Here is a 13,880-nt window from a genome sequence, read left to right as displayed (position 1 = left end):
GCTGTGTCCGACAATGGCACATCGGCTATCCGCACCGTGCGGCCGCCACAGACCAGAGAGACAAAATTTATGGGCAATCGTTTAACAGAAATCGCTACCCGCACCGGTGACAACGGCACCACAGGTTTGGGCAACAACCAGCGCGTCTCCAAAAATAGCCTGCGCATCCATGCCATGGGCGAGGTGGACGAGCTCAATGCCCACATTGGTCTGCTCCTGTGCGAGGCAGTGCCACAAGATGTGCGCGATCTGCTGGGCGATGTGCAGCACCAGTTGTTCAACTTGGGCGGGGAGCTGTCCATTCCGGGTTACCAGTTGTTGCAGGCCAGTGCCTTGGCGCAGCTCGATGAGGCACTGGCCCACTACAACGCGATGCTGCCGCGTCTGCTGGAATTTATCTTGCCCGCTGGCAACCGTGCTGCCAGCCAAGCCCATGTCTGCCGCACCGTGGCCCGCCGCGCCGAGCGCACCGTGGTAGCACTGGGCAACGAGGAGTCTTTGCACGATGCACCGCGCCAATACCTCAACCGCCTGTCTGATCTGATGTTTGTGCTGGCACGCGTGCTCAACCGCGTTGATGGTGGTGACGATGTGTACTGGCGTAGCGTCCGGTTGACGCAACAGCAAGAGAGCACAGCATGAACTGGGGCCTGTCACAACTCAAAATTGGCCTGCGCCTCAAGCTGGGCTTTGGTCTGCTAATGTGCATGATGCTGCTGATGGCTGCCATTGCCATTTTGCAAATGAGCCGGGTGGCTGATGCCAACAGCCAATTGGTCGATGAAGACTGGGTGAAGGCCGAAGCCACCAGCACCATCGAAGCCCTGACACGCGCCAACGCCCGCCACACGATGGCGCTGGTGCTGTTTATGGACGATGCCCATCACGCCCAAAGTAAAGAAAAAATTGCCGCCAACCGCTTAGCCATCGACAAAGCCTTAGCCACACTAGAGCAACTGGTGCATAGTGCCGAGGGCAAAGCTCTGTTGGCCCAAGTGAGGGAGATGCGTGGGCACTATGTGCAATCGTTTAGCCGCGTGCGCACGTTGGTAGAGTCCGGTGACCACGCCAAGGCCCGGCAATTGCTGCAAGAAGAGACCCTACCCGCGCTAGATGCCCTACAAGGGCCTGTCGATGCGCTCAATAGCCTGCAACAAAAGCGCGTGGACGACACCGGCCACTATGTGCTGCGCGAGATTGGCACGGCGCGCTGGCTGCTAATGGCCCAGGCTTTGGCGGGGCTGGTGCTGGGCACAGTGCTGGCGCTGTGGATTACCCGCTCCATTGTGGCCCCGCTCAAGCGGGCAGTGCAAATTGCCCAGCAAGTGGCTGCCGGTAATTTGGGCAGCCCGATCAACGACATAAAGGGCCGCGACGAAACCACTGATCTGCTGCGCGCCCTGCGCGAGATGGACGAGGGCCTGAGCAGCATCGTGAGCCAAGTGCGCAGCGGGGCTGAAAGCATGGCCAGTGCCACGCGGCAAATTGCAGCAGGCAATATTGATCTATCTTCGCGCACCGAAGAAGAGGCCAGCGCGCTAGAGCAAACCGTGGCCTCCATGCACGAGCTGACCAGCACCGTGCGCCAAAACTTTGAGCACAGCAAAACGGCCAACCAAATTGCCGATGCTGCCTCGCAAGTGGCCGTGAAGGGCGGCGCGGTGGTGGCACAGATGGTGCACACAATGGAGGCTATCAATGTGTCATCGCGCAAAATTGCCGACATCATCAGCGTGATTGATGGCATTGCGTTTCAAACCAATATCTTGGCGCTCAATGCAGCAGTAGAGGCGGCCCGTGCTGGTGAGCAAGGCCGGGGCTTTGCCGTGGTGGCCTCCGAAGTGCGCAGCTTGGCTGGGCGAGCGGCCAGTGCCGCCAAGGAGATCAAAGCACTGATTGACACCTCGGTGAGCAATGTCAGTGAGGGTTGTGTCCATGTTGAGCGCGCCGGTGCCACGATGGATGAAATCGTTGTGAATGTGCGCCGGGTGACCGACATCATGGGCGACATTACCCACGCCAGCCAAGACCAAAGCGTCGGTATCGACCAAATCAACCAAGCCATGTCACAAATGGATCAGGTCACGCAGTCCAACGCGGCGCTGGTCGAGCAAGCCGCCGCTGCCGCCCAGTCACTAGAGCAGCAGGCGCAGTGCTTGGTGCAAGCTGTCAGTGTGTTTCGGCTGCGCAATGATGGCTAAAGTGGCCCTAATCCTCTGCCCAAACCACCCATCAAAGGCTATATTGGTTGCTTCCCATGCAGGAGGTCAGCCATGTTTGAATCCGCAGAGATTGCCCACAAGATCAAAAAATCGGTCTGCAAAGCTGCCGTCCCGGCCCTAAGAGCAGCACTGCTAGAGGCCCAAGTCGATCTGTACGAGGGCAAAAAAATGCCGGTGGTGCTGCTCATCAGCGGCCAAGACGGTGCTGGAAAGAGTGAGACCATCAACCTGTTGTACGAGTGGATGGACCCACGCTTTTTGTCCACCTTGGCGTTTTCTCTCCCCAGCGAAGAAGAGCGCGAACGCCCCCCCATGTGGCGCTACTGGCGCGCTCTGCCGCCCAAGGGGCGCGTGGGCATCTTTGCTGGTTCTTGGTATTCAGACACCATCCGCGAGCGCATTTTGGGCAACATCACCTTGCAAGAGGTCGATGCCCACGCCGACCAGATCAACCGCTTTGAGGCCATGCTGGTCAACGAGGGGGCGCTGGTGCTCAAATTTTGGTTCCACCTGACGCGCGACGCACAAAAAAAGCGCCTCAAAGACCTAGAGAGCGACCCACACACCGCATGGCGCGTGACCAAATGGAACTGGGATCGCCTCAAAACCCACGACAAATTGCAAAAAGTGGCTGGGCATTTTTTGCGCATGACCAACACGCCTTGGGCACCTTGGGTGGTGGTCGATGGCAGTGATGACTGCTACCGCTCCCTGACCGTGGGCCAAACCGTGCTCAGTGCCATGCGCGCGCGCCTAGACAACCCCAACCTCCTAGGTTCCACTGTGGCACCGCTGGTACGCACCGACATTGATGGCCGCAATGTGCTGTCGGTACTCAACCAACAACTGTCCTTAACCCAAGACCACTACGAAAACGAGCTGGCGCACTGGCAAGGCCGACTGGCCGAACTCTCGCGCAGCCCAGCGTTCCGCAACCGGGCCGTGGTCTGCGCCTTTGAAGGCTCCGATGCCGCAGGCAAGGGCGGTGCCATCCGGCGCGTTTGCGCTGCACTCGATGCGCGCTTGTACCAAGTGGTGCCCATTGCTGCTCCCACCGAAGAAGAACGTGCCCAGCCACACCTGTGGCGCTTTTGGCGTCACCTGCCGCGCCACGGCCATATCACGCTGTTTGACCGCACTTGGTATGGCCGCGTACTGGTCGAGCGCGTAGAGGGTTTTTGCAAAGAACACGACTGGCTGCGCGCTTACACCGAGATCAACGACTTTGAACACGAGCTGGCTGATGCGGGCACCATCGTTATCAAGTTTTGGTTGCAGATCAGCCAAGATGAGCAATTGCGCCGCTTTAAAGAGCGCGAAAAAATCGCCTTCAAGCGCTTCAAAATTACCGATGAAGACTGGCGCAACCGCGAAAAATGGAATGCCTACCAGCAAGCAGTGTGCGATATGGTGGAGCGCACTAGCACCGGCACCGCTCCTTGGACACTGATCGAGGCCAATGACAAAAGATATGCCCGTATCAAAATTTTGCGCACCCTGTGCGAGCGCCTAGAAGCTGAGTTGCAAGCACCGCCCTCTAGGCAAACAGCCATTCGCCCCGAAAAACCCGAAAAACCCAGCAAACCCCACAAGGGTAAAAAGGGCAAAGACAAGCCGCAGAAGCTGGCTACCGAGCAAGCCCCCGGCGCAGAAAAGCCTGAGTGATCCATGCCTTTTGTAGCCCGCAGCCAACGCTGCCGGGCGGCAACGCATAGCATGGCACCCTGAATGTGTTGTTTCAACCCTTGGAGACTTTTTTCCCATGAAGCTGTATTACTCGCCCGGTGTCTGCTCCCTCTCGCCCCATATCGCGTTGCACGAAGCGGGCCTGCCGTTTGAAGCGATTGTGGCTAGCACCAAAACGCACCTGTTGCCCGATGGCACCGATTTCTACACCATCAACCCGCTGGGGTATGTGCCCGTGCTAGAACTAGACAACGGCGAACGCCTGCGCGAAGGCCCGGCCATCGTGCAATATATTGCCGATCAGGTGCCAGACAAAAACCTCGCTCCCGCCAATGGCACGCTAGAGCGCTACCGCCTGCAAGAGTGGCTCAACTTCATCAGCACTGAAATCCACAAGGGCCACAGCCCGCTGTTTGCTCCTACCACCCCCGAAGATTACAAACCCGTGGTGCGTGAGCGCTTGCTGTCGCGCTTTGCTTGGATCAATGAGCAACTGGCAGACAAAGACTATCTGCTGGGCGCGTTCAGCGTGGCTGATGCCTACCTCTACACCACCAGCCGCTGGGGCCGGTTGGTGGGTGTAGATACCAGTGCGATGGCCCACCTTGCCGCTTTCAAGCAGCGCATGGAAGCTCGCCCCGGTGTGCAAGCTGCCCTGCGTGCCGAAGGTTTGCTGAATTAACAAGCACTGCGCTTGGCGTGGGCCGTCTTGTGTGCACTGCGGCGGCCTACCGGCCTTTCCAAGGCACAAAGCGCTGTTCCAGCCAGCGCATCCACCAGTCAAACCCCCAAGCCATCAGGCCGATGACCAAGATGCCCATTACCACCACGTCGGTGCGCAAAAAGTTAGAGGCATTGAGCACCATCTGCCCCAGCCCCACCGTGGCTGCGACCATCTCAGCAGCTACCAGCGTAGTCCAGCCAAAACCGATGGCTATGCGCAGCCCAACCATGATCTCGGGCAACGCGGCGGGCACGATCACATGCCACACCAGTTGCCAGCGCGTCGCGCCCAGGGACAAGGCAGCATTGATCTGTTCCACGCTGGCACTGCGCACCCCCGCCTTCGCTGCCAGTGCCATAGGAGCAAAACAGGCCAGGTAGATCAGCAAAATTTTGGCTGTCTCATCAATGCCAAACCAGATCACGATCAGTGGCAGATAGGCCAGTGGTGGTAACGGGCGATAGAACTCGATAGGCGGATCACACAGGCCACGTGCCACATGGCTGACGCCCATAGCAATGCCCACTGGCACCGCCGTTACTACCGCCAGCGCAAATGCGCCAAACACACGCATGGCACTCCACTGTAGGTGAACCCACAGGGGTTCACCCCCCTGAATGTTGCCCTGCCAACCATCGCTCAATGCGCGCAGCACAGCGTCTGGTGCAGGCAAGAACAGGGGTGCAACCCAGCCTTGGCATGTAGCCAGCCACCACAGCAGCACGAGGGTCGTAACGCAGCCTGCACTGATGGCCCGGCTGGGTGCACTGCCCGGCAAACGAAAGGGCTCTACAGCGCGCAGCACAGGTGGTGCATTGGGCACGCTGACTGCTGGTGCATCGCTGCCCATGCCCGGCTGGGCCAATAGAGCATGACTGATGGTGTCAGGCATGGACAAGCCCCACATCGGCATCGTTGGCCACGCCGGGGGCAATCCAGTCCAGCACCCGTTCACGCCAAGCGATAAACTGCGCATCTGACTTGACTGCACGGGCCGCCCGGCCACCTAGGTACTCGCGATTGAACGCCAGCCCATGCTGCTGGGCAATGCGGCCAGGGCGTGGTGTCATCACAATCAGGCGCGAGGCAAGAAACAGTGCCTCCTCCACGTCGTGGGTGATAAAGAAAATGGTTTTGCCTGTGCGCTGCCATAACTGCAACACCAGCTCCTGCAAAGATTCACGCGTGAATGCGTCAAGCGCGCCCAACGGCTCATCCATGAGCAGCACGTCGGGGTCGCTGGCTAAAGCCCGCGCAATGCCCACGCGTTGCTGCATGCCACCCGACAATTGCCACACGGGGGCCTGCGCAAAAGCTTCTAGGCCCACCAAGGCCAGCTTCTGGGCGGCCAAGCGGCGGCGGGTGTCGCGTGGCACACCGCGCAGGCGCAAGCCCAGCGCTACGTTGTCAACCACATTCAGCCAAGGCATGAGCGCATGCTTCTGGAACACTACGCCGCGCTCTGCCCCCGGCCCGGTCACATCACGACCGTCCAACGTGATGCGGCCAGACGATGCCTCTGTAAAGCCGGCAATGCAGTTGAGCAACGTGGTTTTGCCACAGCCTGAGGCTCCCAGCGCCACCACCAGCTCGCCTGAAGCAATGTCCAAATCCACGTTGTGCAACGCCAGCACGGACGAGGAATGCCGTGCGTCGGCATACCGCACGTTCAGGCCGTGTATCTGTAGCCCGCGTGCTACTGCATGCCCCTCACTTGGCACGCCGCACCCATGCTGGATTTACGCCCACCGAGTAATCGGGCAGCACGTTCTGGATCGTGCCTTGCTCTTTCAGGAACGCGGCTGTAGCCGCCAGCGAACGCACCACCACCGAATCCTTGCCGCCACCAAGCCACTGCGGCGACGCTTGCTCTGCCGGGGGCACAAAGGCATAGAGCGCTAGGCTGGCGGGCACGGTGGGGGCCTCTGCGCCACTCCATTTGGCTAGTGCCTTGACTTGGGCCGAATCAGCACTCCACGCTGCCTTGTTGCTGGTGTAGGCCTTGTCTGCATCAGCCAGCACCTGCACAAACTGGGTGAGGAAGGTGTCATGCTCTTTGCTAAAGGCTTTAGTGACGGCCAAAGCATCAAACGTAGCCTTGCCCGTCTTAGCTGCAATCTGACCCGAAGTCACAATCACCTTGCCATTATTTTTAACCTTGGCTAGCACTGGGTCCCAGACAAAGGTGGCATCAATGTCGCCACGCTCCCAAGCGGCCAGAATTTCGGGTGGCCGCAAGTTTAAAACCTGCACGTTTTTAGGATCGACACCCGCGTCTTGCAAGGCCACTAGCGCATGAAAATGTGTAGTAGACACAAACGGCAGGCCAATTTTTTTGCCCTTGAGGTCGGCCAGTTGAGTGATGCCCGCACCGTTGCGCGCTACCAAGGCTTCGGCATCGTTGATGTTGTCCAGAATCCAGAAAACCTCAATAGGTACGCCCTGCGACAGCGCAGAAGCAAATGGCGATGAGCCAGCCTCACCAATGTGAATGGCCCCCGAGGCCAGCGCACGTACCACCTCAGCACCACTACCGAGCTTACGGTAAGTCACCTTGTAGCCGGTGCGCTTTTCGACCTCGCGGGTTTCTTGCGCGTAGCGCCAAGGCACCACCATGTCTTGGTAGCCGATCACCACCTCACGGGTTTGTGCCAGAGCGCCAAAGCCCAGCAGCGTGCCCAGAGCCAAGCCCACAGCCTGAATGCTTGTTCTACGTGTTGCCATCGAAAAATGTCCTGTCTAAATCCAGCGGAAAAGACCGGGTGCAGCAATTTTGGCGCACCTAGTATGAGGAAAAATTCTAGGCAGGAGCAGGCATAGCGTCTTGGAACGCTTTTGCGTTTGCATATGCAAAAAATGATGAAGTAATGCCAACCTAGTTCTTCACACCAAGTTTTGCACCACGGCGTTACGCTATGGTTTTTCCACCTGTCACACCCCTGAAAGGTTTTTCGATGCCCACTACCTTGTTTTCTCCCACCCATGTCGGTGACATGAGTCTGGCCAACCGCATCGTGATGGCCCCCATTACACGCAACCGGGCACCGGGTGCCGTGCCCACCGCCATGATGGCGCAATACTATGGTCAACGTGCCAGCGCGGGCCTCATCATCACTGAGGCCACGGCCATCAGCCCGCAGGCCCAAGGCTATGCCGATGTCCCCGGCCTGTACAGCACCGAGCAATTGGATGGCTGGAAAAAGGTTACCAGCGCCATCCACGATGGTGGCGGCAAGGTGGTGGTGCAGTTGTGGCATGTGGGCCGCATCTCGCATACCTCGCTGCAACCGGGCAACCAGCCGCCCGTGGCCCCCTCGGCCATTGCAGCGCAAAGCAAAACTTTTATTATCGATGCGGCCACCGGCCAAGGCCGTTTTGTACCCACCTCCACGCCCCGCGCGCTGGATGTGTCCGAACTGCCCGGCATTGTTCACGATTACCAAAGCGCAGCGCGCAACGCCGTAGACAGCGCTGGCTTTGATGGCGTTGAAATCCATGCCGCTAATGGTTATTTGCTAGAGCAGTTTCTCAAAACCGGAGCTAACCAGCGCAAGGACGACTACGGCGGCAGCATCAAAAACCGCGCCCGTCTGCTGTTAGAAGTAACCCGCACGGTGGCGGAGGCCATTGGTGGCAGCAAGGTAGGCATTCGCCTCTCGCCAGTCACGCCCGCCAATGGCATCAGCGACGCCGACCCCCAAGCGCTGTTTGAATACGTGGTGCAGCATCTGGCCCCGCTGGGCTTGGCCTATATCCATGTGGTGGAGGGTGCCACCGGCGGCCCGCGTGAACTGCCCGGGCAACCATTTGACTATGCCGCCCTCAAGGCCGCCTACCGCAACGCCGGTGGCAAGGGCGCTTGGATGCTCAACAACGGCTATACCAACGCACTGGCGCAAGATGTGGTGCGCAGCGGCCATGCCGATTTGGTGGCCTTTGGCAAACCCTTTATCTCTAACCCCGATCTGGTCAAGCGCTTGCAACAAGATGCGCCGCTCAACCCTTGGGACAGCAGCACCTTTTATGGTGGCGGCGCTGCGGGCTATCTGGACTACCCCACACTGGCCAAAGCCTAAAGCCGCCGCCTTGCACCCAGCTCAAGACTCTTTGGGTAGGTAGCGCTTTTTGCCGGTGGGCAAAATAATGTAGCGGCCCCCACGTGGGCCGGTATGCACCACTGCATCCTCAGGCAGGCCCTTGGCTTTGGCCTTGGGAGTGCTAGGTGGCGGCGCAGTGCCGGCCACCGGCACTACTGCAGTGGCAACAGCCGCAGCACCTGGCGGTGGTGGTGGCGTGTAATGCGGAATGTTGGCTTTTTCTGCCCTGCCAAGGGTGCAAGCGTCGTCTTGGTAGGTCACACCGCCGTTGGGGCTGGTGCATTTGTTCATGCCCAAGGCAGGTGCCCCGGCCAAGCTGCCCCATAAGAGCAGCACAGCCGCCACACGAAAGCCAAAGTGCTTGGTTGTCATGGCATAACCCCCCCGTTTTTACGCCTGACCAAGGCGAGGCGCGCTGCGCCGTACTGCCGTGGGTAAAGCTGGAGCCGTGCGCGTGACAGCAGAAGCAGAAGCAGAAGCAGAAGCAGAAGCAGAAGCAGAAGCAGAAGCAGAAGCAGAAGCAGAAGCAGAAGCAGAAGCAGAAGCAGAAGCAGAAAATGGCGAGAAAACCCTCAAACCATCATCAGCCAAGTGAAATTGTTGCACCACCTGCGACAAGCGCCGGGCCTGTTCGCGCAGCGACTGCGCGGCGGCTGCCGACTGCTCAACCAACGCCGAATTTTGCTGTGTCATGCGGTCAATCTCGGCCACCGAATCATTGACCTGACCAATACCACTGGACTGCTCAGAAGCTGCTGCACTGATCTCACCAATGATGTCACCCACGTGCTGCACGCTTTGCACCATCTCTCCCATCACTCGGCCCGCATCCTCTACATGGCGCACACCGCCATCTACCGCTTGTACACTGGCATCAATCAGGGTTTTGATTTCTTTGGCAGCCGCAGCACTGCGCCCGGCCAAACTGCGCACCTCGGAGGCCACCACAGCAAAGCCCCGGCCCTGCTCACCGGCACGCGCAGCCTCTACTGCCGCATTGAGCGCCAAAATGTTGGTTTGAAATGCAATGCCATCAATCACGCTGATGATGTCGGCAATTTTGCGGCTCGAGTGCGCAATGCCGTGCATACTGCCCACCGCATGGGCCACCACTGTGCCGCCATTGCTGGCGGTGCTAGAGGCCGACAACGCCAACTGATTGGCCAACTGTGCCGACGAGGCCGCCTGTTGCACCGTAGTAGTCAGTTGTGACAAAAAGCCAACGGCCCCTTGGGCGTGTTGGGCGGTTTGCTCGGTGCGCGAAGACAAATCTTGGTTGCCCATCGCGATTTCGGCACTGGCCGTTGCAATATTGCTGCTGGCATCACGCACTTGGGCCACCAGTCCGCTCAATCCCTGCTGCATATCGAGCAAAGAGCGTTGCAAATTAGCCACTTCGTCTTGGCCTGTCACCTCCAACCGCTGCGACAGATCACCCCCAGCAATGGCTTTGGCCAAGCGCTCGGCCTCTGCCAGCGGGCGACAAATTGAGTTCATATTGAGCACCGTGGTGGGTGCCACGATCAACACAGTCAATACCATCAGTAAACCAAACAGCCACTGTGTTTGGAGTGTCAGGTGCTCTTGCATAGCTACTGCTTCTTTGGCTTCTCGCTCCAATGATGCTTCTAGCTCCATGCGCAGCTTGTCGGCTGCATCAAACTGGGCCACCGCATGGCGGCTCAGGCGGTTGGCCACCGTGGCCGAATCGTAGCCCTCATTCTCTAATTGGCGCACGATGGGGGCAAATTGGTCACGGTAGGCTGCTATTGCCTCCCACAGTTTTTCCGCAATGGCGTTGTCCTCATCTGGCTCACCCTCCTGCATTTTTTTTGTCAGTTCCTCGGTCTTTTGCAGGCTAGCCTGCCAGCGACGGTGTGCCTCACGCACCGCCGCAGACTTTTCGTAGTTGATGATCATGTCTTTTTCGTACAGCCGCACGGCACCGAGCTCGGTGCGCAACTGACCTAGCAATTGCAGCTCGCTGTAAGACATGATCAAAAATTTTTCGGTCAGTACGGTGATGCGGTACATCCCCAGCAAACCCGAGCCTCCCAGCAGCGCGAGCAAACCCATCACGACCCCAATAGCACCCAACATGCGCGTACGGATAGTGAAATGGCGCATGAGCGAATTGATCGTCATGGTGAGGAACTCCTTTGGAAAATGTATCTAGCCGCAAAATTTTTGGGCAATTGTCAACAACATGACAGTTTGCCATGCTAGCAGCGCAACGCCATCATTTTTTTATAAGTACAACAGCAGTCCGATTGCCAATTGCACTGCGGCACAGGCCTCGCAAGCGCTCCCTTTGTAACAATAGGGGGGAAGAGTACGATTTTTGCATGGCCCCTAAGTGAGGTTTGGCAGGCTACCAAACGCTGCTCACCTCCTACCTGAGTGAAGGCTTGCGCCGAGACGAGGCCCGATTTAATCTGTACGGCCAACAACGGTTAACGGTTGGTAGCTGCACTGAAAACACACACAGTGTCCCCCAAGAACTACTGGATGGAGCAGTGCGTGAAGTGGCGCTGTAATGTCTATAGATAGGTGCCACTTCTTGGAAGATGGCAAAAGCTACCGCCTAAAAAGGTGGTGCTGCCTGCGGTACTCTTCTTGACCGTGCCCACCACCGCACCCGAACCAGAAAAAACCTGAGAAGACTATGGAGCCTGTTGCCAATGCCACCGTTTATATCGTTGATGACGATGCCAGCGTACGCGAGGCGCTCGCCTGGCTGTTGCGCTCGCGCCGCCTGCCCAGTGAGACCTACGCCAGCGCCGAGGCGTTGGAGGTCGCACTGGCCCTGCGCAGCGGCACGCCCCAGCCTTGCTGCCTACTGCTGGATGTGCGTATGCCGGGCATGAGCGGGTTGGCCCTGTTTGACGCCCTGCTGGCCCGTGGCGCTGTGGCCGCCATGCCAGTGATCTTTCTAACCGGCCATGCCGATGTGCCCACTGCTGTCGATAGCGTCAAGCGCGGCGCGTTTGATTTTTGCGAAAAACCCTTTTCCGACAACGCCTTGGTAGACCGCATTGAGCAGGCACTGGCCCAATCGGCGCAGCATTTGGAGCACCTGCGCCAGCGCCAGAGCGTGCAGTGCCGCTTGGCCGATCTCACTGAGCGCGAGCGCGCCGTGATGCAATGTGTGGTCGAGGGGCTGCCCAACAAGCTGATTGCCGACCAGTTGGACATCAGCGTGCGCACGGTGGAAGTCCACCGCGCGCGCGTGTTCGACAAAATGCAAGTCAAATCGGCGGTCGAGCTGGCCAATTTGCTACGCCCCAGCCACTGAAAAAGCGCCGCTGGTGGCACACACGTGCGGTATATTCTTACAATTAAGAATAATTCTTGTTTAGAATTGTGAATGGCAATTTGCCCATTCACTGCGCCGCTATTGGCCTTCTTCTTATGCTTTTTTGCACTGCTTTTCGCACTTCTTGGGTTGGATGTCTGTTGGCGGTGGGTGTACTGGCCGGTTGTAGTGGCGACGGTACACAGTCCACTTTAAGCCCAGAGGCCGCCTTGGGCGAGCGTGCCTTTCATGAGCCGCTGCTTTCCGCCTCAGGCCAGCAGTCTTGTGCCAGTTGCCATGCCAGCGCGTCGGGGCACAGCGCGCCCAATGCACTGGCCGCGCAATTGGGCGGTCAGCATTTAGATGTTCAGGGCTTGCGCACCTCTCCGGCACTGCGCTACTTGGCAAAAAACACGCCCTTTCACTTTGACGAAGAAGACACCCCAACGGGTGGATTTTTTTGGGATGGGCGGGCCAACACCTTGGCCGAGCAAGCCGCCGGGCCGCTGTTGAACCCCCGCGAAATGGCTAACCCAGACAAAGCCAGCGTGGTTGCCAAAATCGGGCAAACCGCATGGGCCAGCAACTTCAAGGCGCTTTATGGCGCTGAGGTGCTGCAAAACACCGATGTGGCGTTTGACAAGCTACTCCAAGCCCTAGAGCGTTACCAACGCGAAGACAGCGAGTTCAACGCCTATACCAGCAAGTACGACGCTGTGTTGCGCGGCCAAGCCACGCTCACGGCACCAGAGGCCCGTGGCTTGGCACTGTTTAATGACGAGAACAAAGGCAACTGCGCCGCATGCCACCCATCAGGCAAAAGTGCCGATGGTAGCCATCCCCTGTTTACCGACTTTACTTACGACAATTTAGGCGTTCCCCGCAACCGCAATATTACCGCCAACAACGATCCCAGTTATTTCGATTTGGGGCTGTGTGCGCGCCCGGAGCTAGCAGCACGGCAAGATTTGTGCGGGGCCTTCAAGGTGCCCTCATTGCGCAATGTGGCCTTGCGCCAAACATTCTTTCACAATGGCAAATTCAATACGCTCAAAGATGCACTAAACTTTTATGTGCAACGCGATACCAATCCCGAAAAGTGGTATCCGCTCAATGCCGATGGCAGTGTGCAAAAATTTGATGATATACCGGTGCAGTGGCAAGCCAACGTTAATACCGCTGAAGCACCTTATGGCCGCCAACCGGGGCAAGCTCCAGCACTGAACGATGCAGAAATCGATGATCTAATCGCATTCTTAAAAACACTCTCCGATGGATGGAAAAACCATTGAGCAGTATAAGAAATCAGGGGCTTATGGCCCCTGATTTTTTGAAACTGCAAAAAGTACGCGCTGCTTTTAAGATTTTTTAGGAGCGGTAGCAGTTTCTGCTTTTGTCGATGTGGCCGCAGGCTCGCTGGTGTTGGGGATTTGGAAGAATGAGAAGAAAGAATGCGTAAAAGAATCGTGAATCTTCTCCATATCGGCCACCAACGTGGCCCAAGAATCAGCACCGGCCACTTTGAGTTCGTCTAGCTTGGCGGCGGCAACCTTGGATTGCTGACGCAATTTCCCCATTTCTTCCTTGTATTTTTGACGTGCTTCTTCTTTGGCTTCCTGTGCCGAGGTTTCGAGGCCCAGCATTTTCTTATTCAGCTTGTCGATTTGAAGTTCCATCTTCTCAATGTAGGCAGCGCGTTGTGACATATTCGTAATTCCTAGTGATAGTAATGGATGAATCGAGAACAGCCGGATGCAGGTTTCTACCGACACATGCGCTTTGTGAAGCATGTGAAGAAATAATAAGCAGCCACAACCATCGGGTCTGTGCGCAACCGAACACAGTGAAAATAAAAT

The 13,880-nt window shown here is 57.8% G+C and carries 13 protein-coding genes; 7 read left to right on the top strand and 6 right to left on the bottom strand.

Annotation, left to right across the window (positions count from 1 at the left end):
* Nucleotides 1-69 precede the first annotated feature (69 nt).
* The 4 genes from BMX55_RS12875 (at nt 70) to gstA (ending at nt 4,590) form a co-directional block, all read left to right on the top strand.
* On the top strand, nt 70-642 hold the full coding sequence (locus tag BMX55_RS12875; RefSeq protein WP_091458474.1) for a cob(I)yrinic acid a,c-diamide adenosyltransferase: 573 nt from the start codon (nt 70-72) through the stop codon (nt 640-642).
* Entirely contained in the window at nt 639-2,201 is a 1,563-nt protein-coding gene (locus tag BMX55_RS16865; RefSeq protein ID WP_091458352.1) for a methyl-accepting chemotaxis protein, read from the top strand. Before BMX55_RS12875 ends, BMX55_RS16865 begins: the two co-directional genes overlap by 4 nt.
* Before the next feature lie 72 nt (nt 2,202-2,273).
* On the top strand, nt 2,274-3,887 hold the full coding sequence (gene pap, locus BMX55_RS12865; RefSeq protein WP_091458350.1) for a polyphosphate:AMP phosphotransferase: 1,614 nt from the start codon (nt 2,274-2,276) through the stop codon (nt 3,885-3,887).
* A gap of 97 nt (nt 3,888-3,984) precedes the next feature.
* Entirely contained in the window at nt 3,985-4,590 is a 606-nt protein-coding gene (gstA, locus tag BMX55_RS12860) for a glutathione transferase GstA (protein ID WP_091458348.1), read from the top strand.
* Nucleotides 4,591-4,636: 46 nt separating this feature from the next.
* On the opposite strand, the gene BMX55_RS12855 is transcribed toward gstA, so the two are convergent.
* From BMX55_RS12855 to tauA, 3 genes are read right to left on the bottom strand one after another with little or no spacing between them, the layout of a single operon-like run.
* Nucleotides 4,637-5,482, bottom strand: a complete 846-nt coding sequence (locus tag BMX55_RS12855; protein WP_091458472.1) for an ABC transporter permease subunit — start codon at nt 5,480-5,482, stop codon at nt 4,637-4,639.
* Between the two features lie 34 nt (nt 5,483-5,516).
* The gene (locus BMX55_RS12850) at nt 5,517-6,353 is read right to left on the bottom strand and encodes a taurine ABC transporter ATP-binding protein (RefSeq protein ID WP_425432071.1); all 837 of its coding nucleotides are present in this window, start codon (nt 6,351-6,353) and stop codon (nt 5,517-5,519) included.
* Nucleotides 6,343-7,356 (bottom strand): taurine ABC transporter substrate-binding protein, encoded by a 1,014-nt coding sequence (gene tauA, locus BMX55_RS12845; protein WP_091458346.1) that lies wholly within the window; start codon nt 7,354-7,356, stop codon nt 6,343-6,345. The genes BMX55_RS12850 and tauA overlap by 11 nt, the downstream gene beginning before the upstream one ends.
* A gap of 230 nt (nt 7,357-7,586) precedes the next feature.
* Between tauA and BMX55_RS12840 the strand changes: the two genes are divergently transcribed.
* Nucleotides 7,587-8,708, top strand: a complete 1,122-nt coding sequence (locus tag BMX55_RS12840; protein WP_091458344.1) for an alkene reductase — start codon at nt 7,587-7,589, stop codon at nt 8,706-8,708.
* Between the two features lie 21 nt (nt 8,709-8,729).
* Here the strand turns inward: BMX55_RS12840 and BMX55_RS12835 are convergent, their stop codons facing one another.
* Together BMX55_RS12835 and BMX55_RS12830 are read right to left on the bottom strand one after the other, a co-directional pair.
* Entirely contained in the window at nt 8,730-9,101 is a 372-nt protein-coding gene (locus tag BMX55_RS12835) for a hypothetical protein (protein WP_091458342.1), read from the bottom strand.
* 18 nt (nt 9,102-9,119) lie between these two features.
* A complete protein-coding gene (locus tag BMX55_RS12830; protein WP_091458339.1) occupies nt 9,120-10,874 on the bottom strand; it encodes a methyl-accepting chemotaxis protein in 1,755 nt (584 codons plus the stop codon).
* A gap of 520 nt (nt 10,875-11,394) precedes the next feature.
* On the opposite strand from BMX55_RS12830, the gene BMX55_RS12825 reads away from it, so the two are divergent.
* Together BMX55_RS12825 and BMX55_RS12820 are read left to right on the top strand one after the other, a co-directional pair.
* A complete protein-coding gene (locus BMX55_RS12825; RefSeq protein ID WP_091458337.1) occupies nt 11,395-12,024 on the top strand; it encodes a response regulator transcription factor in 630 nt (209 codons plus the stop codon).
* A gap of 116 nt (nt 12,025-12,140) precedes the next feature.
* Nucleotides 12,141-13,316: a cytochrome-c peroxidase gene (locus BMX55_RS12820; protein ID WP_091458335.1), complete on the top strand. Its 1,176-nt coding sequence runs from the start codon at nt 12,141-12,143 to the stop codon at nt 13,314-13,316.
* 66 nt (nt 13,317-13,382) lie between these two features.
* Here BMX55_RS12820 and BMX55_RS12815 read toward each other — a convergent pair whose 3' ends face one another.
* Nucleotides 13,383-13,730 (bottom strand): sll1863 family stress response protein, encoded by a 348-nt coding sequence (locus tag BMX55_RS12815; protein ID WP_091458333.1) that lies wholly within the window; start codon nt 13,728-13,730, stop codon nt 13,383-13,385.
* Nucleotides 13,731-13,880: the final 150 nt, after the last annotated feature.

Origin of the sequence: Giesbergeria anulus (assembly GCF_900111115.1) — a bacterium.
In the GTDB taxonomy this organism is placed as follows: Bacteria; Pseudomonadota; Gammaproteobacteria; order Burkholderiales; family Burkholderiaceae_C; genus Simplicispira; species Simplicispira anulus.
This window is presented reverse-complemented; position numbering and strand designations above follow the sequence as displayed.